Origin of the sequence: Alkalihalobacillus sp. MEB130 (assembly GCF_032335535.1) — a bacterium.
Taxonomy (GTDB): Bacteria; Bacillota; Bacilli; order Bacillales; family Bacillaceae_D; genus Halalkalibacter.
This window is the reverse complement of sequence record NZ_JAOANA010000001.1, coordinates 313,978-336,696: the sequence shown is the minus strand read 5'-3', so window position 1 is coordinate 336,696 and position 22,719 is coordinate 313,978. Positions and strand designations below refer to the sequence as shown.

Sequence of the window (22,719 nt, the reverse complement as noted above, 5' to 3'; positions counted from 1 at the left end):
AAGGAGGTGACGTGTTGAAGATTGCATTAATAGCCGATGATTTAACAGGTGCTAATGATACAGGTGTGCAATTTGCTAGATCTGGATTAAAAACATCGGTTCTCATGCAAAGAGAGGATGTTTCTCTATCAGATTTAGATGTCGTTGTCATGGATACTGACAGTAGGTCCGTCTCATCGGCCGATGCCTATGACAGAGTGAGGCGGGCATCAGAATTTCTCAATCGCTTTTCCTTCGACCTCATCTATAAAAAGGTGGATTCAACGATGAGAGGGAATGTCGGTAGGGAGTTAGATGCGGTCTATGACGTGTTCCAACCGGATTTTGTTTTAATGGCCCCTGCTTATCCTAAGAATCAACGGAAGGTAAGGGATGGGAACCTTTATGTAGGACAAAAATTGCTACATGAAACAGAAATTGCCCATGATCCGAAAACACCCGTGAACGAATCTTTTATTCCGGATATCTTATCAAAAGGTACAAAGAGGAAAATGGGTGTGATCACAAATGGAGATTTGGCTCAGGGCAAAGATTTTATAAAAGAAAAGCTAGCTCTTTATTATGATGAGAATATTCCATATATCGTTTTTGATTCAACAACTGAGGAAGACCTAGCACAAATCGTTGAATGTGTGAAGGAAACACCGTTTCACGTAGTTTGGTCAGGTTCTGCAGGCTTAGCAAACTATTTAACTAGTTGTGGTCAAAGGAAAAATCATGTGTTCAATGTTGAACAACTTGACCAAGAAAAGTCAATTTTAATGGTAATTGGTAGTGTTAATATCCATTCACGTCAGCAATTGGAGCGTGTGTTAAAGGAACCTTCTACGATAGGAATTAAATTGTCTTCTCACCTTGTAGTGAGAGATGAGAAATCGTTGAATAATGAAATGGCACGAGTTCTTAGAAGAGTAGAAGAGGCCATTCAGCAAAACTTAAATATTGTTCTTTTCTCATCTGGAGATAAGGAAGAGATTCATCTAGCCAATCACTCAGGCAGTGAATATGGACTCACGCCTAAAATGGTCAGTGATCAAATTTCTCACACTTTAGGGTTGTTAACAGCAAAAATAGTTAGTGAGTTTCAGATTAGAAGGCTTTTCCTCACAGGTGGAGATACGGCTAAAAAAGCATGTATTTCGATGGGAGTACCAGACTTTAGATTAATCGACGAAGTAGAGATCGGGATTCCAATTGGAAAACTTGTGTGTAAAGGGGAAACGATATTAACGATTACAAAAGCAGGTGGCTTTGGGTCACAAGATGCACTCGTGCAATCATTACGAATATTGAGAGGAGAGGAAGAAACATGCGTCCAATAATTGGAATAACTATGGGAGATGCGGCTGGAGTGGGTCCGGAGATCATTCTAAAAGCATTGCAAACTCCAACAGCATTTGAATTGGCAAGACCCGTCGTGATTGGAGATTTGAAAATTCTACAAAGAGAGGCGAAGCAATTAAATCTTGCTGTGACCTTTAATGCCATCGAAGATCCTAAGGAGGGAACGTATGAGTTAGGAACGGTTGATTGTATTGACTTAGATTTAATCCCAATTGACCTACCTTATGGAGCTGTATCGAAAGAAGCTGGTCATGGGGCCTATTGCTTCATTGAAAAAGCGGTACATCTGGCGTTGGATCACAAGATTGATGCGATTTGCACGGCTCCATTAAATAAAGAAGCATTGCATAAAGCGGGACATATGTATCCTGGTCATACGGAAATTTTAGCAACATTGACAGAGACAGAAGATTACTCGATGATGCTATCAGCACCAAACTTGAAGGTGATCCACTTAACGACACATGTTGGTTTAATTGAAGCAATTCATCGAATTAATCCAGAGCGTACGTATAAAGTGATAAACTTAGCTCATGAAACCCTAACAAGAGCAGGCTATCAAAAACCGAAGATTGCCGTATGTGGGATTAATCCACATGCAGGGGAAAATGGACTTTTCGGAAATGGAGAGGAAGAGGAAAAATTAGTTCCTGCCATTGAAAAAGCAAAAGCGGAAGGAATTGAAGTAACCGGTCCTTACCCAGCGGATACGTTGTTTTTCCGAGCGGCTCGGGGTGACTTTGATGTAGTGGTTGCGTGCTATCATGACCAAGGACATGGACCTATTAAAGTACTTGGCATAGAAGCAGGTGTCAACATTACTGTAGGATTGAAAGATGGAGTGATTCGCACGTCAGTAGACCATGGAACAGCCTTTGATATTGCTGGAAAAAATCTAGCAGATGAGCGTTCGCTTTTAGAGGCGCTTTCTATGGCAGCAGATCTTGCGCCAAGACGACTTGTAAAAGGAGAGAAGTCAGATGTTTAAACCTGAAGGAGTAGTACCCGCTTTAGTCACGCCGTTTGATGAAAAGGGTGAAATCAATGAAGGGGTGCTTAGACAGTTAGTAAGAAGAACCATTGATAATGGTTGCCATGGCATTTTTGCGCTGGGAAGTAACGGGGAATTCTTCGCCTTGAGTTATGAGGAAAAAGTGAAAATCGCAAATATTTGCGTTGATGAAGCCAAAGGTCAAGTTCCTGTTTACGTGGGAACGGGTTGTAATAGTACAAAGGAAACGATTGAGCTAACAAAAGAAATGGAACAGTTAGGGGTAAGCGCTGTTTCTGTTATTACACCATATTTTGTTAAGTTATCACAGAGCGAGTTGATCGCTCACTATGAAGCTCTTTCTGAAGCAACGAACGTGCCGATTATTCTTTATAATATTCCTGGATTAACACAGAATGCTTTAGCTCCGGAGACGGTTGCTCATCTATCAAAACGCTCTAATATCGTGGCAATTAAAGATAGTAGTGGGAATTTCGATAATATTTTGCAGTATATTGAATTAGCCGATCCTGACTTTTCTGTTATGGCCGGTACCGATTCTCTTATTCTTGCAACCCTTATGGCAGGTGGAAAAGGGGGCGTAGCAGCAACGGCTAATTTCCTACCAAAAGCCGTCGTATCCATTTATGAAAAATGGAAAGCTGGAGACATTGAAGGGGCTGAACAGGAACAAAGAAAACTACGAGCCATTCGGAACGCATTTAAATTAGGTTCACTTCCTTCGGTTCTGAAAGAATCGTTAAATGAGATTGGGTTAAATGTTGGAAATCCTAGATTGCCAGTTTCTCCATTGTCAGGACAGACAAAAGCACAAGTACAAACTATTGTGAAAGGCTATATAGAGGCCGGAGAATTCGAATTATTAGAAACAAAGTAATAGATAAAGAGAACTTAAGGAGGGAACCATGAATCAACTTCATCAATTTCAGACGGCAAAGCGTATCGTATTAGGTGACGGTGTAATCAAGAATATAGGGGATCAATTAGGAATGTTTGAGGGAACCAAGCATGTATTACTTGTTACCTCTCCTTCCGTGATACGAAATAAGCATATCGAAGTGATTGGAGAACAGTTAGATCAATTGTCGATTTCTTATCAAGTCATCAATGACATTACTCCTGAACCAACAGTTGAACAGATTGAAAGCATTCAGGAGCAATTATCAGAAGAATCCTTTGATTTAATGATCGGAATCGGCGGTGGCAGTGTACTCGATGCGACGAAACTATTTTCTGTATTACAAACAAATAAGATTCCTCTAAAAGAGATGATTGGAATTGAAAAAGTTCCTCAAAAAGGAATTCCGATGATTTTAATTCCAACCACGTCAGGGACTGGATCAGAAGTAACACCAAACTCGATTGTTACCATCCCTGAAGAAGAATTAAAAGTGGGGATTGTCAGCCGACACTTTTTACCAGATCTTGTTTTGTTAGATCCATCATTAACGATCACATTACCTAAAAAGGTGACTGCTGCCACAGGAATGGATGCATTTACTCATGCGTTCGAATCATTTATTTCAAACAAAGCCAATCCAATTAGTGATATGTACGCTCTCGAATCGATGAGGCTTATTTCTGGAAGCGTTATTCAAGCCTATGAGGATGGTTCCAACTTACAAGCACGTCAAGATATGCTACTAGGATCTGTTTACGGAGGAATGGCGCTCACAAGCGCAGGAACGGCTGCTGTCCATGCATTAGCTTACCCGTTAGGTGGAAAGTTTCATATAGCTCATGGTGAAGCCAATTCCATGCTCCTTCCACATGTGACGCAATTTAATCTTGATCATATAGAAGACCGCATGGCCACGATTGCAAGAACCATTGGGATAGCAGATCAAACGGTTTCTGCTCACGATGCGGCGAATCGACTGATCGAGCAAATCGTGGAGTGGACGAAAGCACTCAATATTCCACAAGACTTGAAGGAATTTGGTGTGAAAAAAGAAGACGTTCCTGCCCTAGCTGAGGCGGCTTCAAAGGTGACAAGGCTGATGAATAATAATCCGAAAAAAGCAACCGTTTCAGACATTGAGAAGATCTATGAGAGGTTGCTATAGATAGATGGATACAAAAGATGGAAGGTTGCTACAGAAAGTAGCCCTTCCTTTTCTATTATGCGGAATATTGGATAAGAGGGAATGCGAATGATTCATATTATATTTTGTATAAGTGTAGTTTCATTTCTTTTATTACATTATCTAAACCAATTAATCTCTTTTGATCTCCAGATATGGCAATCTGTTATAGGGTTATTTATCTTGATGTATTCGTTGCGGATGGTGAAAAGAAAATCCATATTTCCGCTATTCTTGCTTAGTTTTGCGTTTTTTATTCTGATTTTTAATAATAGGGTAAGCTGGGTTGATGTGCTGTGGTATGGTCCTTTAGAAATAGCAAATGTCATCGTTTTGGTTCTGATCATTCCGATGGTGGGCTGGGTCATTAAGCATGAACCATATACAGATGCGCTTTTTATAAAAGGAAAATCCTTTTTGACAACGGGTGTGCGTTATTTCGGTGGGACTTTGGCATTCACGCAGTTACTTTCCCATTTTTTGTTAGTCGGTTGTGTTCCGTTAATGTATTACTTTGCTAATTCCAATGTGAAAAATGATAACGAGACCATTCACTATTTGAAAAACACGAGTATATTAAGGGGCTTTGCGATTGCGACCCTCTGGGTTGTAACGATTCCGAGTTTCTCCTATGCTGTTGAGGTTAGTGGAGCGCCGTTAGTGAGTGTCATGATCCAAGGCTTCATAGCTGCTAGCATCGCTTTTGGAATTTCCTTGATTTTCTATCGAGTGAAAGAGAAGAAACTAGGACGAGAAGGTTTGGAAGCGATGACTCATGATTTACTAAGCGAGAATCAAGTTGTACCTTGTAACGTAAATAAGCTTTTGCTTGAGTTTTTCTTGCTTTTCATTTTATTTGTTGGTCTTTCAATTGGATTGCATGTTTACGCAGCATTGCCGTTACTAACGGTTGTTCCGTTGGTCACACTTGTTGGTGTCACGGTCTACTTTTTCTTAAAGAAGGCCTTCGGAGAATTAATGCAGAACACAAAGCAATATTTCTTTCATGATGTGTCTAAAAAAACGGAAGAGTTATCTATTTATTTTTCGGTGGGAATTTTTATTTACGTAGTTAAGGTCTCCGGGTTAGGAGTGCTTTTAATAGAAGCCATCAATGTAATTTCATCGTTAAAGTTTATCAACGTGTATATGTTATTTCCGTTTTTGATGATTATACTAGGATTTCTTGGTTTGGGACCATTAACTTCGATGATTCTCGTCGGTGGCTTGTTACAAACGGTTTCCATTGATTTCATCCCTGAATTGTTCGTGTTGTCGATTACAGTAGGAAGTGCCATGAGTACTATGCTTTCACCCGTCAGTGTTCCAGTTGTTATGATTAGTTCGCTCAGTTCACGTGGAAAATGGGAATTGAGTGTGGGGAATAACTGGGTGTACTCGTTTATTATTTATATGATGGCTCAGATGTATATTTTGGTTTGGTTGTTGTAGGTGCCTGGTGTAGTGCCTGGTGTAGTGCCTGTCACCGCCCGGAATTACTCGATAATTGTCGAAAGTAGATATGTCTGATATGGAGGCAATTAAATATCCCAAAATAAAAGAGTGAACCAATGAGGTCCACTCTTTTTCTGATTAATTTTTACTCTTATCAATCTTCTTCCAAAATTCTTTCGCAACGGCTTGATAACCTTCTTCGCTTAAATGGATGTTCTCGGGGTTCGGAAGGTATGTTTCGTAATTTTTCGAAATGACTTTATCGGTTGGGATGTATGTGTAGTCGTTGGCTGTTGTAACGGCCTCGATTTTCTGATTCAAGCTGGCTAATAGTTGTAATAGTGCTGGTTGATGATCTTGAGGTGCATATGGGAATGGATTGTAATATCCCATCACATACACATTTGCATTAGGATTCCTTGTTTTAATTGTGCTGAGTATACTTTGTAGGTTCGTTTCTAAATTGTTTAATGCGATGTAAACTTCTTCGGGGGCTGTTCTAACTGGTAAAATATCATTTGCGCCGATACTTATGGTAATAAGATCAGCTTTTTGAATTTCACTAACGACGAGAGGATCGATGTCTATACCTCTTTGTAAGAGTTGAGATGTTAAGCCAGGATATCCTAAATTGAGAAACTTAACTTTATACTGAGATTGCTCAAAACGGCTCTTTAAGTACTCAGGATACCCTAGCCCCTTTATAGAAGGTTGAAAAGGTGACATGCCCCATGCCAGTGAGTCGCCTAACGCTACATAGTGGATTGCCTTTTTTTCTGGTCCTTTTGCCAGTGTCGTCATCGGTAAAGAAGTGAGTAGAACAAATACAAATAAAAGCATGGTAAGTTTTTTGCCCATGTTCATGTGTAAACACCTCTTTCTGTTCGTTATTAAGATCGATTTTATCATAGCAGAATGTACAATTATGTGTAAATAAAATTCGTTCTACATATTTCAACTTGGGATGGGGAGGAATTGAGAAATCTAACTTTAGGGTGGTGCCAGTAAGAGGGAGAACCTGAACAGTTCTGAAACGCATATATTTCTGATTAGCCGCATAGGATGGCGATTTTTCCGCATAAATTTTTAGATAGCCGCATATTACTTGGAATTTGCCGCATATGGTCTTCGTTTTGGCGCAAATCTGCTAAATCGCTGCTGGTGGCCAGGGGTTCTGCGCAACCTTTGGTGAATTTTATTAGGTTGGCTTACAGATTTCATGTTGTGTAGTTCGATTTGAAGCATGAACCTGTCTTCAATATATGAAAAATCCTCCTCTTGTATCAGTAGGGACTATATGACTATGTAAAAGAGATGGTATGAGTTGTCTATTTAATACAGTATGAATTCTATCTTTATAAGAAGGAACTATCTAATGTCCTTTAATATAGTAGTGTTTGGGGTTATTTAACTTGTCTCGTATGTCTAAATCGTGATGGAATTCGGTCTTTCTTTTTTGTTATTGAATATAGACAAAAATTAATAATTTGGGTAATATTAACTATATATTTACTAGAAAGAGGAATCTTTTACACAATTATCTGTGAAGGGGTTCGAACGCTAGTTTATAAGGAAGCGATAGTTAAAGAAGGAGACGACAACATGAAGAAAAGCAGCAAACTATCTTTTATTAGTGGATTCACAGCATTTTCCCTGATCGTTGCTTCGTTTGGCGCAACAACTGCTTTTGCCATTACGAGTACTTCTGGTGAAAGTGTGCGGGCAGACGTATACGGTGGAGTAACGGATGACGTATATGAAAGTGTCGGGGTGAGGGATGACGTTTATTCTGGAGTGACAGAGGACGTTTATGGAGGAAGTAGAGAAAACGAAGATGTGTATGAACAAGATGTAGCAGATGATGTTTATGAAGATGACGGTGTAACGGACGATGTCTATGAAACTGGTGGAGTTGCCGACTATGTTTATGCAGATAATGAATATGATTTTATATACGATGAGTCTACGAGAGTATATGTGTTAGATCAACAAGGGAGAACGATTGAACTATCAAGAGAAGTTTTAAGACTATTGGAAGAGGATAGTTCTATTTTACTGAACCGTGTCTCTGTAATAGCACGAGTACCTGTTGCTCCATTATTGGTAGATTGGAACGTTATAGTTCACTTTGGAGATGTTTTTGAGGAGATCAAAAATAAAAATAATGAGGGTCTTCTAAGTAATTTATATGATATTTCTATCTTTTATGAGACAGATTCAGGCCTTGCTTCTATTAATGAATTTGAAGCAGCGCCTGTCACGTTAACGTTTATGATTAATCCTAGTGGTGTAACGAACTGGGATAACATAAGAGTGGTATATATCGATGAAGAAGGAAATCAACAAGAAGTTATGGTCCCTGTTTCATACGATCAAGAAACGGGCGAAGTAACCGTAATTGTAAACCGCCTTGGTATTTATGGGGTGTATGAGATAGAAAATGTAGAAGAACCTGTAACAGGGGGAACTGGTGGCTCAGAAGGATCTGAAGAACGTGAAGAACGTGAAGAACCTGAAAATGGGGGTTCTGAACCGAGAGAATCAGACGAATCGGGAGCGGATGGTTCTGAAGCGGGAGGATCTGCTGAAGGTGGTTCTAACGCAGGAGGTTCTAATGCAGGTCAAGGTGTAGCTGGAGCAAATGGCTCTCAGAGTGAGGCTGGAGGATCAGCTGTTGCAGGGGCTGGACAAGCAGGAGGAGCAAAGGATGTCTCTGCTACTGCGGCAACCGTGAAACGCGTAATCAATGATCAAGTATTACCTGCTACTTCAACCAATGCTTTCAATAACATGATGATTGGATTTGGATTTGTGTTAGTAGGCTTTTTGATCTTTTTGATTGTGAAGACGAGGGAGCTAGCGTAAGCCGGTACCTGGTGTATTAGATAATAGATGTCGAATCATCTAATACTAGTTTTGGAGAGGAGCAAGAGGACAAAAAAGACCCCAGCGACTTCATGTAGTAAGATAAAGCTACCTGACGGGAAGCCTCATCACATACTAAAAACTGGAGTGTGAAGTCACATGGGGCGTAAATATAAAGCTAAGTCTAATCATATTAGAGGAAAGAAAGGAAGTCAATTCCGATCTGAGTTAAGAGGTGTGGATCTAGAACGGGTATTAATTATAGCCATAGATGCCGCCAAGTTTTTTCAAAAAGTAATGGTGTGTAATTACTTTGGAGATGTGTTAATGAAGCCAATGTTCTTCGGAGTTAATAATAGAAGCAACAGGTCATTATTATGAGGATATTGTGAGAGAGTTGGGAGCTTTAGGTTATGGAGTGACCATAATCAATGCGGCTACAACTCATGAGGAAAGAGCCAGTTCGTTGAACTGGAGTAAAACGGACGACCTTGACCTCGAAGCAATCTCACAAGTGATCATCCAAAACAAAGGTACTGAGAACCGATTACCAACAGGGAAACATCAGCAATTAAGGACTCTAACAAGGGCAAGAAGGAAAGAAGTTCAAAAACGAGCGAAAGTCAAAGTGGAGATTCGGACACTTATGGATAAGATCTGGAGAGAGTACCAGGGTTATGTGAGGGTTGAGAATAACCGACCTAGTAAGACGCTTTTGTTTAGTGATTTTTGGGGAAAGTCTTCGTTGTTTTTCATGGAGAATTATCCTCATCCAGAAGACATCTTATCACTAAGTCATGAGGATATTCGTAATCTTTCTGTGGATCATAATTTGAAGCTTAGGGAGTCAACTATAGAAGGTCTACTCTATGTAGCCAGAGAGAGTTTATCTAGGCCGAAGGACGAAGTTCGAGCAGAATTATTATTACTGAACCTAGCTTTGAAGAACATAGGATATCTTAATGAAAGTGTAAAGCTATTAAACAAGGAAATTGAACAAGTTCTTTTACAAACCGAAGGCCGGTTACTACTTAGTGTTCCAGGGATAGGTGTCACTACAGCAGCTGAATTTTATAGTGAAGTTGGCGATATTTCTCACTTTGATCACGCCGGACAAATCATAAAAAAAGCTGGGACCAACCCGATTGTCATACAATCGGGTGGTCTAGAAGACTTCTATGGCCGAATTTCTAAACAGGGCAACAAGCACCTTCGCTTTATCGTTTATACAATTGGAAAAGGGTTAGCTCAACATAATAAAGACCTACGGCCTTATTATGAAGAGTTAAGAAATAGAGGAAAGCATCAAAGAAAAGCTTATATTGCATTAGGGAATAAGTTTATACGTATCGCATTTGCGATGCTAAAAAATCGAATGGTCTATGAAACAAAAGATCAATCTTATCAGTATTTGAAAATGATGAAAGACAAGCTGCGGTATACGAAAATGTCAACGTTCTATGAAATTGTAACTGCAGCATAGTAATCACCTAAATAATGAGTCTTCTCCTTTGGGACTGAGGAAAATCGACTGGGTGCCGGAGGCAGTGACCTCGAGTGACAGCATGATTCATCTCGTCCTACAAATGCGAATTGTACGTTACGACTAAGATTCCTGAACTAACCAGGTTGCATCCCTGTAGTATTGAAGCGAGGAAAGATTCCTTTCAAGTCCGAGAAGAGTGAGACTCATTTATAAAGCTTTCTGTCAGTTGCTTATTGGATTTTTTTTGAAATTATAACGTGAGTTTATTAAGTTTGCGCATTTTTCGCTAAAAACTTATTGACATAGTACGCTGTCACCACCCGAGTTTTGTCGGGAATTGTAGAATGGAGAGTGACTCAAGAATCGAGTCACTCTTTTCGTATTTCCCTTTATCTATCAAGTTTCAATCCAATAGAGAACAGCGAGGTTAGAAGGTAATCTACCATACTGCGAAGCAAGAAAGATATAGGTCAGGCAATGATAATTGAGAGTTAGTAGGCAAGGAACTAGGAACTAATCTTGCCCGTTCTTCTAAAAGAATTAATGTGACTAAATCTTCCAGAACTAATGATAGAGTTTCCGCCGAATGGTACTCTTCTTTACAACGGTAAGAGCTGTCCCATTTTGACTTGTACTATAAAAAATATAGGGAGCATAAGTTTTTATTGTGTACTATTGATTTTCACACTCTGCCAGAAGTTATATCAATTAAGATGAGGCGATATCGTCGTGAGGAGGTCACCATGCCTAAGATTTTATTAGCGCAAATAACACCTGTTTTACATGATAAGGAGGCAAATCTGAGAACATTTGAAGCGTATATGAAAGAAGCTTCAGAAAAGGGAGCAGATTTAGTTTTGTTTCCGGAGTTGGCGTTAACTGGTTATTTTACAAGAGACAAAACCGTCGATTTGGCTGAGTCGATTGAGGATGGAGAAAGCATAAGGCAAGTTTGTCAGTGGGCAAAGCAGTATCAAGTGAAAACCGTTTTTGGTTTTCCGGAGAAGAAGGATGGAACTGTTTATAATTCTGCTTGTATGATTGACTCGGAGGGGTCGGTCATTGGGACCTATCAGAAAGTCCATTTGTGGGATGAGGAGAGCAAGTATTTCTCGGCTGGCGAGGATTATTATGTGTGGGAGACGGATATCGGGAAGATTGGGATGATGATTTGTTATGATTCAGAGTTTCCTGAAGTGGCTAGAACATTGGCATTAAAAGGGGCGGACATAATCTTAGCTCCAACGGCTAATATGTCGCCACTTGAACATTCTCAGCAAATTTATATTCAAAGTAGAGCAGCAGAGAATCAAGTTTTTGTGGCAACGACGAACCAAATCGGTTTGGAGGAATCCACTTATTTCTTTGGTGAAAGTGCTGCAGCTAACCCTTTTGGGAAATTACTTGTATTAGGAAATCAGACGGAATCAAGCTATTTAGTTGAGATGGATCTTCAGCTAATTTCTAAAGCTAGAACGGATTTTTATTATCATAAGGATCGCAAGCCGAGTAGCTACAAGGATTTAACGAAAAAAATCTAATTTTTTTAACTGTAAATGACAGAATTTTCAATCATAAGGAGGTTGTCTATGAGTGCTGGCTTAGGATATCTCATTTTGGTGTTGTTTACCGTCATTCTAATTGGGATCGCATTGCGGATTCATAAGAAAAATGCGTTAGGAAATGTGGATGAGTTGTTAACGGCAGGGAGACGAGTTCCTTTTGGTTTTGTTGCGGCAAGTGTGTTTGTCGCTTGGGTATGGACGGGGACCATTATGGCATCTGCGGAAGCGGGAGTATGGTTTGGGGTTAGTGGTGGGTTTAACTACGGATGGGGAGCGATTGTTCCATTTTTAGTATTTATTCCGATTGCTTTACGTTTGCGAAAAATTATGCCGAAAACGACAACGTTTATTGAATTTGTAAGAGAGCGTTATGGGACCAAGCTAGCGAATGTCTTTTTTGTTTTTGGTGTGGCGTTGGTTCTTTATGTTTGTGTGATGCAGGCGGTTGGAATTGCTTATTCTTTTGAGTATGCTTTTGGCATTAATTATAAATTTATTGCTTTTGTTTGTTCGATTTTATTTGCAGGGTTCATTGCAATTGCGGGGCTTAGAGGTTCTATTTACAATTCTCTTTTTCAGTTTTTCGTTATTATGTTAGTGGTTTTTATTACGGTTCCTTTTATTATTAAAGAAATTGGACTTGAGACAATTTATCAAGGCCTTCATAGTGCAGCAACTGATCCAACGAATCCTAATTATAATCCAGATGCATTGAATTTCTTTGCACCTTCAGGACTTCGGTACGGGATGGCAGCTGTTGTGATTGCGATGGGGCAGGTTGTTTTAAGTCAAGGGTATTACTCTACGGCCCAAGCTTCTGCTAGTTCTAGGAATTTATTTTGGGCTTATTTAATTGGAACGATTGTTGCGTGGCTTCCAATTCCTATTATCTTTGGAAATGTAATTGGTGGTAGTGTGTTTGCGCTTAATGTTTCCGCGGATGAATTGGCTGTTGCAACAGGGGCAGCACCGTACATTTTTCATTATTTCTTAGGGAATTATGGGTCCGTATTGTTCGTTATCCTCATTTTTATGGCGGGTTTAACAACTGGTGGGAACGGATTAGCTGGTGTTCAGGCGATGTTTACGATTGACTTTTATAAGAGATACATCAACAAAAAATCAACAGAGAAACAACAGGCGAAGTTTGGAAAATACATCACGCTTCTTTGTGGGGTTGTGATTGGTGTTAGTGCAATGATGCTTGATGGAGTATCACTTTTAGAAATTGATATTTTTAGTGGAATTTTATTTGCCGCACCTACGGCATCATTAATTCTCGGATTATGGCTTCCGAAGCTCAATGCCAAAGTCGCGTTTCTTTCCATGGTGGTCGGTTTAACTGCTGGTTTGCTAGCTTACTTTATGATACCAGATGATGAGTTGAATTGGTTTGTTGGGAACATTCTTGCGTTGGGATTGCCGTTTGTCATCATTTTGGCTTCTCTTCCGTTTGTAAAACAAACCTATGATTACAGTAAATTGAAAGATTATACACCTGAACATGAAGTGAAAACTATTGGGTAGGGGTGGATGCAGATGATGTCATTTGAGGCTTTTACGTTTTATTATTGGGTTGTTTTTATTTGGGGCGGGTTAGGTATGCTCTTTATCGCCGTTGTTTCATTGAAGGAATTGTTTTCTCAGATAAAGGGTGTGAAGAAGGGTCGCGATAAGACGATAGATGTGTAAGGGAAAGGGACGTGAATGGAGGGAGTGAACCGGAGCAATAAAGCAAGACATGAATTAGAAGGAAGCTCCTATGCATGAGTTCGATCGTGAATCGGACTCATGCCTTTTTGTTTTTCCCTGACTTCGTTTGGAATAAATGTTTAATAAGTGAAAATGTTAGAAATTAATTGACAAATCCGAACATTTTAACTAGAATTTATATGTCGATAGAATATCTAACTATTCAGATAAGTAGTATCTCTTACATAATAGCTAGACAAGCTGTTCTCACGAATAAGGAGGCCAATCAGAGCCAGATGGCATGATGTCAAACAACTAGAATAGGCAATCGATCTTAATGAGTATAAGGGTTAGAGAATGACTCTATTTTTAATAAGAATGAGAGATGATTGCTACCTATTGTGTGGCGGTCGTCTCTTTTTTGATAGAAACATGGATTACATACCGAGGGAATCACACTGCTTCTAGTGGTGATATCAAACATAAAAAGAGATTAGGGGAGAGAATCATGAAAAAATTATCAAAGTGGGTCATCTTGTTAGCGCTTGCAGTTGTGTTGACGGCATGTGGTAGCTCTGATGAGGCGACAGGTGAAGACAGTGTCTCAAATGAAGGTGCTGAAGGAGAAAGCTATGATTTAAAAATGTCGATCACAGTAGGAAATAACACATCATGGTATGAGGGTGCTCAAAAGTTAGCTGATGATGTAAAAGAAGCATCTGATGGTCGTATTAACATTACGGTTTATACAAATGAACAATTAGCTGGTGGAGATTCTGCTGGGACTGTTGAACAATTGATGAATGGTCTCATTGATATGTCATATAACTCTACCATTATTTACTCCATTATGGATGAGAGATTTGGCGTGTTAAGTGCACCATTTTTATTTACAGATTTGGAAGCTACGGATGAAGCGTTAGCTGGAGCTGGTGGAGAAGCGATTAACGAAATTTTACGAGAAAACAACGTAGAGCCACTTGGATTTGGGCAAAATGGGTTCCGACAAATTTCAAACAGCCAACACCCAATCCAGACACCTGCTGATCTAGAGAATATGAAAGTCCGTATCCCTGGAATTAGCATGTACACAGATTTGTTTAGAGAGCTAGGAGCAGACCCGACGACGATGACATTCTCTGAAGTATTCACGTCATTGCAACAAGGAACGATTGATGCTCAGGAAAATCCAATCGATGTGTTCCACTCTGCACAGTTAGCTGAAGTGCAAGATTACATTACTCTATGGAACTATTCGTATGATCCAATTGTTTTAGGAATTAATAAAGATCTATTTGAATCAATGAGTGCCGAAGATCAAGAGATTTTACGAACAGCAGCAGTAGAAGCAAATGCTCTTCAAATTCAAGTTGCAAGAGAAAGAGAAGCGGATCAAATTGCTGAGTTACAGGAACAAGGCGTTGAATTTTATGAGCCAACAGAGGACGAGCTAGAATTGTTCCGTCAAGCGGTTGAGCCTGTTTATGAAAAATATGAAAGTGTTTGGGGAGCGGACTTATTAAATTCGTTCCGCTAAAAAAGAGCAGGATGAATGAAGCGATTCATTCATCCTTTTTTTAGAAAAAAGGCTAAAGGGGAGTGAAGAGAATGAGCAGAATGCTTAGTTATGTAGAATATACATTGGTTGTTTTAGCCTTAGGAACGATGTCCGTTTTGACCTTTGCCAATGTTTTGTCCCGTTATTTTCTTAATTCGTCTATTTCCTATACAGAAGAGATTACGGTCAATCTTTTTGTCTTGCTTACCTTTGTAGGAGCTTCGATTGGTGTGAAGCGGGGGGCTCATTTAGGGTTTACGTTAATTTACGATCGTCTTATCGGTTTTAAGAGAGTGTTCCTGGCGCTCTTTAGTTCAGCGCTAGTGCTTTTGTTTTTTAGTGCGGTTCTTTATTTTGGGATTGATTTGGTCATGACGCAAATGGCTAGAAATCGGATGACGCCTGCTTTAGGGTGGCCGCAATGGATTTTTACAATTATGATGCCGATTGGTTGTTTGCTTTGTATCATCCGGACGATTGAGGCAACGGTTTTATCCCTTAAAGAGCAAATTAAAGGAGAGGAGAACACGACGACATGACAGCGATCTTATTATTTGGACTCTTTTTCCTTCTTGTATTTTTAAATATTCCGGTAGCGATTGCGCTTGGTTTATCATCGTTGTTTGTGTTGTTGATCAATAATGGATTTGATTCACTTGCGCTTTTGCCAAGTGTCATGTATTCCTCCATTTCTTCCTTTACCTTGCTCGCCATTCCTTTTTTCATTTTAGCTGGGGTCATTATGGAGTATGCAGGTATTTCAAGGCGTTTGATTGATTTTGCGAATGTTTGTGTCGGACATCGAAAAAATGGAATCGTATTGGTTACTGTGATTACAGCGCTTTTCTTTGCTGCCATTTCTGGATCAGGTCCAGCGACCGTTGCGGCGATTGGGACGATTCTCATTCCGGCTCTTGTTAAAAGCGGTTTCCCTAAACACATATCTGCAGCTCTTGTCGCAAGTTCGGGTTCGATTGGAATTATCATCCCTCCGAGTATTGCGTTCATCGTTTTTGCAGTAGTAGCCAATGACATAGTTCCGATCACCATTAGCCGCTTGTTTATTGCAGGGATTATCCCAGGACTCTTATTAGCAGCTGCGCTTGTTGTTGCAGCAATGTTTGTGAAGCGTAGTTACGGCCAAGGTGAGAAAGAATCAGAAGGTATCGAGGTTGCAGCAACCGTGCCTGTGGAAAAAGCATCTTGGAAAGAAGTGTTTAAAGCATTATATAGAGCGATTTGGGGTTTGTTAATTCCCGTTATTATTTTAGGTGGAATTTACGGAGGAATTTTCACACCAACAGAAGCAGCCGTTGTGGCGGTGTTCTATGCTCTTGTTGTCGGTCTGTTTTTATACCGTGATTTGAAGTTGACGCATTTACCTAAAATTTTGATCGATGCGTCAGTCCAAACAGCCGTTGTTATGCTCATTGTTGGTGCCGCTTCGGTGTTTTCGTACATGGTAACAACGAATCAAATTGCCCAAACGATTTCAGAAGCGATGCTGTCGATTACGACGAATAAAATTATTATCTTATTAATGGTCACGATCTGCTTACTCGTCATCGGTGCCTTTATCGATGCAATTTCAGCGTTTTACTTACTTGTCCCAATCTTACTTCCAATTATGCTTGAAATTGGGGTCGATCCAACGACATTTGGTGTATTTATGACCGTCAACTTAGCAATTGGGTTATTCACTCCACCAGTTGGACTGAATTTATATGTAGCTAGTGGGATAGCCAAAGTTCCTCTGAAGGATATAACGAGGGGGATTCTGCCGTTTTTGGTGGCTTCCATTATTGTGTTATTGATGATAACGTTTATTCCGGCGCTGTCGAACTGGCTGCCTGATTTGTTGGGGATGTAGAGGGTGTTATTGGGGTGCCTGTGGTTGGTCAAGCTTCCTATTAGGACACTACTTGAAGCTTGCTTGTTGATTTTGTGTTGAAAGAAAAAAGGCTTAAGAAGGGAAGGGGAACGAAACAATTTTGTTCTCCTTCTTTAAATACCCATTCGCTAGGTCTATGATGACCTGGTTTTTTTGGCTCACATCAGATTCATTGTTAGAGATATCGCCGAGTTTCCCTAATTTTTATGAAAAAGTGAATCCTAGGTTCGAAAAGATACGTCATATCTTCAAGAGAGTGAGTGGATTATAGGAAGAGAAACAAGTCCCCTTGTCGCTCTGATTGATTTTTGACAAATTGGGGAAGGTAATATATATATATAAGAAATTTTGTGCCTGTGCTTCCGATTTATGGCAACCATATTGTCAAAAGCTGAGTAATAAAGTACGATCTAAAAGGGTTAAAATGTGGAATTTTCTATTAAAGGGAGTAAAATTATGTGCGGATTTGTTGGACTGATTGGGGCTGAAAACGTTAGCCAAACAGAGTTAGAAAAAATGGGCAGCTTAATTACTCATCGTGGCCCTGATGATACCCGTTATTATAGTGATGATATTTGTAAATTTGTGTTTAAGAGATTAAGCATTATTGATTTAGAAGGAGGACACCAGCCTCTATCTTATGAAAATGAGCGCTATTGGATCATTTTTAATGGTGAAATATACAATTATGTTGAGTTAAGAGAGCAACTCATCCAAGAAGGTTATACGTTCCAAACATCATCTGATACAGAAACGATCATTGCCATGTATAGTGCAAAAGGAAAAGAAGTTGTTCAACATTTGCGTGGGATGTTTGCCTTTATTATTTGGGATAAGGAAAAGAAAGAAGCCTTTGGTGCGAGAGATCACTTTGGTATCAAGCCTTTTTTCTATCGGGAAGAAGGAGATTCAGTTTACTGTTCATCCGAATCAAAGTCCCTTATGTACTTAGACAAAACAACGAAGGTGAATAATGGAAGTTTGCAACATTATATGACGTATCAATATGTGCCTGAACCGAATACCATTGCCGAGGGTATTAAAAAACTTGAGCCGGGTTCTTATTTTACGAAAAAAATGAACGAGCCAATGGAAATCAAGAAGTATTGGCAGCCGACGTTCAAGCCGGTTAACAGTGATTTTGAAGAAAAGAAAAAGTTAATTCTCGAAACAATGAAAGAATCGGTTGGGATTCATATGCGGAGCGATGTACCAGTTGGTTCGTTTTTATCTGGCGGCATTGATTCATCCTGTGTGGTTGCTTTAGCGAAACAACTAAATCCGAAAATCAAAACGTTTACAGTCGGGTTTGAACGTAATGGCTTTAGTGAAGTTGATGTGGCAAAAGAGACCGCTGAAAAGCTCGGTGTCGAAAATATTTCGTACACCATTACACCAGACGAATACATCAAGGAATTACCGAAAATCATCTGGCATATGGATGAACCTTTGGCAGACCCGGCTGCTATCCCATTATATTTTGTTGCGCGAGAAGCGAGAAAGCATGTGAAAGTCGTGTTATCTGGAGAGGGCGCAGATGAGTTATTTGGCGGCTATAACATTTATAGAGAGCCGCAATCTTTAAGAGGGTTTTCATATTTGCCTCACAAAGGAAAAGACATTTTAAAATTAATTACGCAAAAGTTTCCTGATGTAAAAGGGAAAAGCTTTGTTGAGCGAGGCTGTACGCCGATTGAAGAACGATATTTTGGAAATGCCAAAATCATGACCGAGTTTCAAAAGTCGATGTTGTTGAAACAATATGATCCAACTAACAAATATACGAATGTTACGGCTCCGATCTATGCGAGAGTAAAAGACTACCATGACATTGAGAAGATGCAATATATCGATATGCACACATGGTTACGCGGAGACATTTTGGTCAAAGCCGATAAGATGACGATGGCCAACTCGCTTGAATTACGTGTTCCGTTTTTGGACAAGAAAGTGTTTGATGTTGCTTCGACGCTTACGATTGGAGATAAGGTGACAAAACATACGACCAAGCTAGCATTGCGTGAGGCGATGAGAGAAGTGGTCCCTGAACATGTATTAATGAGACGTAAGCTAGGCTTCCCAGTTCCAATTAGACACTGGCTTAAGGATGAGATTCATGACTGGGCAATGAATCTGATTCAAGAGAGCAATACGGACTATCTTATTAATAAGAACTATGTTCTGCAGCTGATGGAGTCTCACTGCCAAGGAAAAGGAGACTTTAGCAGAAAGATTTGGACGGTCCTTTGTTTTATGCTTTGGCATCAAATTTTTGTTGAGGGTAAATATGACTTTAATCAAGGGAAAGAGTCTAAGTCGTTAGTTTATGTTTGATGAGGAAGAGCACTGATGTTTATCGGTGCTCTTTGTTTAGTTCGTATAGGTGATTGCCTGACGACCCATTTGGATCCATGCTTCCTTGAAGGGGTCTATTTTGGCTTTTCGGTTTTTCTTTGGTTGCAGCGGATCATTGAAGTAAATATAGTCTTGATCGTATCCTGTAATGACTACAGAATGTTCGTGATACGTAATATCGATTGGACCATCAGGTGTTTGCCACGTTTGAAATGCACTGTCAGGAAGCTTTGAATACCTTGTGTTTGTAATAATCCATATGGGTCTTCCTTTTAATAAAGGATAAAGAATTTGGTCGAACTCTGCTCCTGTCATATCAACGACTTGACTCGGTTTATATTGTTCGGCAAGCAAGGCAATGGGTTCATGGTACACTCCGTACCCAGGATTATTCCTATTGTACATATCGCCGACAAATCCACGGTACGGATTTCCAAAGTGCGTCTCGCCATTTTTTACTTCATATGGAGTCTCATCTTTCACCACTTCTTCGGCTAACACCATTTTATCTACTTCATGACCTGCGTAAGTTAAAAGCATTGCTAAGCTTGTTACTTCGCAGCCTCGAGGCAATTCAGGCAGCTGACTAATGAGTGGGACATCGAGCATGACTGTTTGGGGCTTTTGTTTAATATCCTCCCAAACAAGGGAGCCGATTGTATCATAATGAACTTGACGCCCTTCTTTTTGACTCGCCCAGTTAACAGCCTCTTCAAAAGTAGAAAACCCTTCTAAATAATTGCCTTGGTGATAAACGCTATAAGACGTTTTCTTTTCATCAAAGTGGAAGACATTAGCTAAATTGAACTGTTCAAATGTAGGTAGTTCAAACTGATAATCGCTGCTTTTCATATGATAATACAAAGCAATACAACTAACACACAATGTGAGAAAGGAAAAGACGAGTATGCTTTTCTTTATGAGGACATGTGCTTTTAATACATTACTAAAGAAAATGAGTAACAGGACACAAATTGTAATAATGATAATAACGAGAATAGCTAAGAACAAAAATAGATCACCTCAGTAGGATCGAAGGTTAGCATCAGGATCATTATACGCAGATGAGGGGGTGCCTGTCACCACCCGGAATTTGGCGAAATTTGTAACGTGGGGCCATGTTTGCCAACGTTCAAAGGGGGGACACAAAAAATAGAGATTAAGTAGAGCATTTTGACTTTGGTGAAAGAGAAAAAGCAATGGCTTCGTTTGAAGAGTGGGGAATCAAAGAGGCAGTATGATTCCCGAAATTTCGCTTGAGGCGAGTTTGGGGAATCAAAAGGGCAGTATGATTCCCGAAATTTCGCTCGAGGTGAGTTTGGGGAATCAAAGGGGCAGTATGATTCCCGAAATTTCGCTTGAGGCGAATTTGGGGAATCAAAGGGGTAGTATGATTCCCGAAATTTCGCTCGAGGCGAATTTGGGGAATCAAAGGGGTAGTATGATTCCCGAAATTTCGCTTGAGACGAGTTTGGGGAATCAAAGGGGCAGTATGATTCCTGAAATTTCGCTTGAGGCGAGTTTGGGGGAATCAAAGGGGTAGTATGACTCTCAAAATTTCATTCGAGACAAGTTTCGGGAATCATAAGCGCCAAATGGTTCCTAAAATCCCCCTCGAGCCTAATTTCAGGAATCAATAGAGCCCAATGACTCTCCATATCCCCCCCTTATAACCAGTTTCATAAATCACATAACCTAGTCCACCACCCACTGCTCCACACACCCCAGCAATCTGTGGATTACCGCCAAAGTCACCGCTCAAAAAAACAGCCTCATTATAAACAAAAGGTGGATAAACCCCTATTTATACAGAGGGTTATCCACCTTTTTTGAGATATACACAGCATTTTCTATAGATGAATGCCATGGATCCCGACATATCCACAACTATACCATCCATCAAAGTAGAAAGTAGCTAAGGTCCTTCCGCTGTTCTACTCCTGCCCCACAAACTCCATTAACCAATCTTTCTCTCTACAGAAGCTACTTTCGCATTTTCATAGAAGTTGTTAAAGTAGTCATTTGTTTCTGCGACAATGACTTTCCATAGAAGGAGAAGAGCGACTAAGTTTGGAATCATCATTAAGGCATTAGCCATATCCGCAAACGCCCAAACGGTAGCGAGGTTTGCGATGGTTCCAACACCACAAGCTCCGATGTAAACTAGGCGGTAGCCTGCAATTCCTTTTGAACCAACTAAATATTCAAAGCACTTCTCTCCGTAAATGTACCAACCAACAATGGTTGAGAATCCGAAGAAGATAACTGAGAAGGCAACAATGTATTCTCCGACTACACCAAGAACGGATCCGAATGCTGCACTTGTTAATGCTCCGCCTTCAAGAGTTCCATCGTGAGCGACGCCAGATAGCAATCCGCCTGAAGGGTCCCAGAATCCTGTAATAAGAAGGGTTAATCCTGTCATCGTACAAACAATGATGGTAACGATGAACGTACCTGTCATCGCAACAAGAGCTTGTTTTACAGGATGATCAGCACGTGCGTTACCGGCAATTAGTGCGGCTGTACCAAGACCTGCTTCGTTAGAGAAAATCCCGCGAGCCACACCGTTACGAATGGCTTCAGAAACAACGACACCTAAGAAGCCACCTGCTGCCGCAACAGGGTTAAATGCATAATAGAAAATAAGTTCAAATGCCGGGAAGATCATATCATAATTTAAAATCAAAATTAAAATCGCTCCACCCATGTAAAGGAAAGCCATGATCGGAACGAAGAAACTAGCAACTGCACTAATTCGTTGAATTCCACCAAAAATAATGATACCAACAAGCAAGACTAAAATGACTCCCGTTAGCCAATTCGGCATACCAAAGCTATTGCTCGTTACATCCGCGATCGTGTTTGACTGTACACTATTTCCGATTCCTAAAGCAGCAAATGCACCGAATAAAGCGAATGCGATAGCCAACATTTTAAACTTCCGACCGAGCCCTCGCTCAATGTAGTACATTGGTCCACTTGAGTATTCGCCATTTTCATTTTTCACACGGTATTTTACAGCAAGCAAGGCCTCACCGTACTTTGTCGCCATACCTAGCAAACCAACAATCCACATCCAGAAAATCGCACCAGGTCCACCGAGTGTGATCGCGGTTGCTACTCCGGCGATATTTCCGTTACCGATTGTTGCAGCAAGTGCGGTCATTAGTGCTTTAAAATGACTAACATCGCCCTCAGCTGCTGCGTCTTTGCTATCTTCTTTTCCAAATCCAATTTTAAACGCATAAATAAGTCTGCGAAACTGTAATCCTTTTAGAACGATGGTCAAAAATAAGCCTGTCCCAAATAATAAAATTAAACTGGGCGGCCCCCATAACACACCATTGATTCTTCCTAGTATCTCTAAGATATCCATAAAACTCCTCCTATAAGATAACGCTTTCAATTG

Annotated in this window: 19 protein-coding genes; 15 read left to right on the top strand and 4 right to left on the bottom strand. The window is 40.1% G+C overall.

The genetic code is table 11. The annotated features are described in order from the left end of the window. Positions 1 to 14: 14 nt before the first annotated feature. The 5 genes from N0O92_RS01630 to N0O92_RS01610 all read left to right on the top strand — a co-directional run bounded on the left by N0O92_RS01630 (position 15) and on the right by N0O92_RS01610 (position 5,892). Positions 15 to 1,322 (top strand): four-carbon acid sugar kinase family protein, encoded by a 1,308-nt coding sequence (locus N0O92_RS01630; protein ID WP_315612858.1) that lies wholly within the window; start codon positions 15 to 17, stop codon positions 1,320 to 1,322. Then, positions 1,310 to 2,332 carry a 4-hydroxythreonine-4-phosphate dehydrogenase PdxA gene (gene pdxA, locus N0O92_RS01625; protein ID WP_315612857.1) on the top strand — a complete coding sequence of 341 codons (1,023 nt, stop codon included), beginning with the start codon at positions 1,310 to 1,312 and terminating at the stop codon, positions 2,330 to 2,332. The genes N0O92_RS01630 and pdxA overlap by 13 nt, the downstream gene beginning before the upstream one ends. Next, positions 2,325 to 3,233 (top strand): 4-hydroxy-tetrahydrodipicolinate synthase, encoded by a 909-nt coding sequence (gene dapA, locus N0O92_RS01620; RefSeq protein WP_315612856.1) that lies wholly within the window; start codon positions 2,325 to 2,327, stop codon positions 3,231 to 3,233. The genes pdxA and dapA overlap by 8 nt, the downstream gene beginning before the upstream one ends. A 28-nt stretch (positions 3,234 to 3,261) precedes the next feature. Further along, entirely contained in the window at positions 3,262 to 4,422 is a 1,161-nt protein-coding gene (locus N0O92_RS01615) for an iron-containing alcohol dehydrogenase (protein ID WP_315612855.1), read from the top strand. An 87-nt stretch (positions 4,423 to 4,509) separates the two neighbouring features. After that, positions 4,510 to 5,892 (top strand): hypothetical protein, encoded by a 1,383-nt coding sequence (locus N0O92_RS01610; RefSeq protein WP_315612854.1) that lies wholly within the window; start codon positions 4,510 to 4,512, stop codon positions 5,890 to 5,892. Positions 5,893 to 6,033: 141 nt separating this feature from the next. Here N0O92_RS01610 and N0O92_RS01605 read toward each other — a convergent pair whose 3' ends face one another. Then, complete coding sequence (locus tag N0O92_RS01605) at positions 6,034 to 6,759, bottom strand: SGNH/GDSL hydrolase family protein (RefSeq protein ID WP_315612853.1); 726 nt, start codon at positions 6,757 to 6,759, stop codon at positions 6,034 to 6,036. 738 nt (positions 6,760 to 7,497) lie between these two features. Between N0O92_RS01605 and N0O92_RS01600 the strand changes: the two genes are divergently transcribed. From N0O92_RS01600 to asnB, 10 genes are all read left to right on the top strand, one after another. Further along, complete coding sequence (locus tag N0O92_RS01600; RefSeq protein ID WP_315612852.1) at positions 7,498 to 8,760, top strand: hypothetical protein; 1,263 nt, start codon at positions 7,498 to 7,500, stop codon at positions 8,758 to 8,760. Between the two features lie 159 nt (positions 8,761 to 8,919). Further along, on the top strand, positions 8,920 to 9,141 hold the full coding sequence (locus tag N0O92_RS01595; protein WP_315612851.1) for a hypothetical protein: 222 nt from the start codon (positions 8,920 to 8,922) through the stop codon (positions 9,139 to 9,141). A 7-nt stretch (positions 9,142 to 9,148) separates the two neighbouring features. Next, entirely contained in the window at positions 9,149 to 10,243 is a 1,095-nt protein-coding gene (locus tag N0O92_RS01590) for an IS110 family RNA-guided transposase (protein WP_315612850.1), read from the top strand. 746 nt (positions 10,244 to 10,989) lie between these two features. Then, positions 10,990 to 11,787: a carbon-nitrogen hydrolase family protein gene (locus N0O92_RS01585; protein WP_315612849.1), complete on the top strand. Its 798-nt coding sequence runs from the start codon at positions 10,990 to 10,992 to the stop codon at positions 11,785 to 11,787. A gap of 48 nt (positions 11,788 to 11,835) precedes the next feature. Continuing rightward, positions 11,836 to 13,338, top strand: a complete 1,503-nt coding sequence (locus N0O92_RS01580) for a sodium:solute symporter family transporter (protein ID WP_315612848.1) — start codon at positions 11,836 to 11,838, stop codon at positions 13,336 to 13,338. A 12-nt stretch (positions 13,339 to 13,350) separates the two neighbouring features. Next, positions 13,351 to 13,503 (top strand): hypothetical protein, encoded by a 153-nt coding sequence (locus tag N0O92_RS01575; protein WP_315612847.1) that lies wholly within the window; start codon positions 13,351 to 13,353, stop codon positions 13,501 to 13,503. Positions 13,504 to 14,011: 508 nt separating this feature from the next. After that, a complete protein-coding gene (locus tag N0O92_RS01570) occupies positions 14,012 to 15,040 on the top strand; it encodes a DctP family TRAP transporter solute-binding subunit (RefSeq protein WP_315612846.1) in 1,029 nt (342 codons plus the stop codon). A gap of 71 nt (positions 15,041 to 15,111) precedes the next feature. Beyond that, positions 15,112 to 15,600, top strand: coding sequence for a TRAP transporter small permease (locus tag N0O92_RS01565; RefSeq protein ID WP_315612845.1), 489 nt, complete (start codon positions 15,112 to 15,114; stop codon positions 15,598 to 15,600). Continuing rightward, a complete protein-coding gene (locus tag N0O92_RS01560; RefSeq protein ID WP_315612844.1) occupies positions 15,597 to 16,931 on the top strand; it encodes a TRAP transporter large permease in 1,335 nt (444 codons plus the stop codon). Before N0O92_RS01565 ends, N0O92_RS01560 begins: the two co-directional genes overlap by 4 nt. 477 nt (positions 16,932 to 17,408) lie before the next feature. Then, the gene (asnB, locus tag N0O92_RS01555; protein ID WP_315612843.1) at positions 17,409 to 19,286 is read left to right on the top strand and encodes an asparagine synthase (glutamine-hydrolyzing); all 1,878 of its coding nucleotides are present in this window, start codon (positions 17,409 to 17,411) and stop codon (positions 19,284 to 19,286) included. 36 nt (positions 19,287 to 19,322) lie between these two features. Here the strand turns inward: asnB and N0O92_RS01550 are convergent, their stop codons facing one another. The 3 genes from N0O92_RS01550 to N0O92_RS01540 form a co-directional block, all read right to left on the bottom strand. After that, on the bottom strand, positions 19,323 to 20,318 hold the full coding sequence (locus tag N0O92_RS01550) for a C39 family peptidase (RefSeq protein WP_315612842.1): 996 nt from the start codon (positions 20,316 to 20,318) through the stop codon (positions 19,323 to 19,325). Between the two features lie 622 nt (positions 20,319 to 20,940). After that, positions 20,941 to 21,069 (bottom strand): hypothetical protein, encoded by a 129-nt coding sequence (locus tag N0O92_RS01545; protein WP_315612841.1) that lies wholly within the window; start codon positions 21,067 to 21,069, stop codon positions 20,941 to 20,943. Between the two features lie 195 nt (positions 21,070 to 21,264). After that, entirely contained in the window at positions 21,265 to 22,686 is a 1,422-nt protein-coding gene (locus N0O92_RS01540; RefSeq protein ID WP_315612840.1) for an alanine/glycine:cation symporter family protein, read from the bottom strand. Positions 22,687 to 22,719: the final 33 nt, after the last annotated feature.